Origin of the sequence: Aeromonas sp. QDB30, assembly GCF_027707645.1 — a bacterium.
GTDB lineage: Bacteria > Pseudomonadota > Gammaproteobacteria > Enterobacterales > Aeromonadaceae > Aeromonas > Aeromonas caviae.
The window spans coordinates 1-820 of sequence record NZ_JAPCIY010000189.1 but is presented as its reverse complement, the minus strand read 5'-3'; the positions used below and the strand labels follow the sequence as shown (position 1 = coordinate 820).

General features: G+C 62.9%; 1 protein-coding gene. It reads left to right on the top strand.

Annotation, left to right across the window (positions count from 1 at the left end):
• The first annotated feature begins 29 nt into the window (after positions 1–29).
• Positions 30–707, top strand: coding sequence for an RES family NAD+ phosphorylase (locus tag PG896_RS21060; protein WP_270836203.1), 678 nt, complete (start codon positions 30–32; stop codon positions 705–707).
• Positions 708–820: the final 113 nt, after the last annotated feature.

Here is an 820-nt window from a genome sequence, read left to right as displayed (position 1 = left end):
TAGCGACTAATCAGATCGCACAAACTGGACTGAGTTCCCTTCCTCCGGTGATCTACTATTCGGAACAGCTATTTAGCCGCTTTCCCCCCATCTGCCTCTATGAAGACGTCGCTACCGCCGACGAGCTGGAGGCGGTCTGGGCCGTCGAGGCCCTGACCAACGACAGGCTGAGGGAAGAGGCGGGCGAGCTGATGCGGGTGCCCAGGGAAGACTGGCTGGTGGGGCTGCCCGGCGGCAGCTATGTGATGGCCGCCTTCACCCACCTCAATCCCGAGGGTGCCCGTTTCACCACGGGGGACTTTGGCGGCTACTATTGTGCCCCCTCCCTCGACACCGGCATCAAGGAGACGGTCTACCACAGGGAGCGGATTTTCGGGTACACCCGGGAGCCGGCCCAGAAGGTGCAGATGCGGGTGATCCAGGCGCAGTTCAGCGCCAGCCTCATCGACATCACGGGCCCGGCGTATCTGCCAGGCCCCCTCTATCACGCCACCGATTACGGCCCCGCCCAGGCCTTCGCCCGGGAGCAGAAGGTCGCCGGGGCGGACGGCATCCACTACCGCTCGGTGCGCCACCCCGGTCACGACTGTCACGTGCTCTATCGCCCCCGTCTGGTCAGCCGGGTGGACCACGCCCGTCATCTGGAGTACCACTGGAGCGGCGAGGCCATCACTCATGTGCTGGAGATCCGCCTCTACGGTGAATAGCGTCTACCAGGACAAACAAAGCCCCGCCAGATTGGCGCAATGCTGATCAGTTAAGGATCCATTGACCGATCCTTCTGCTGTAGGACAATCCGGAACCAATCACTGGTTCCGGA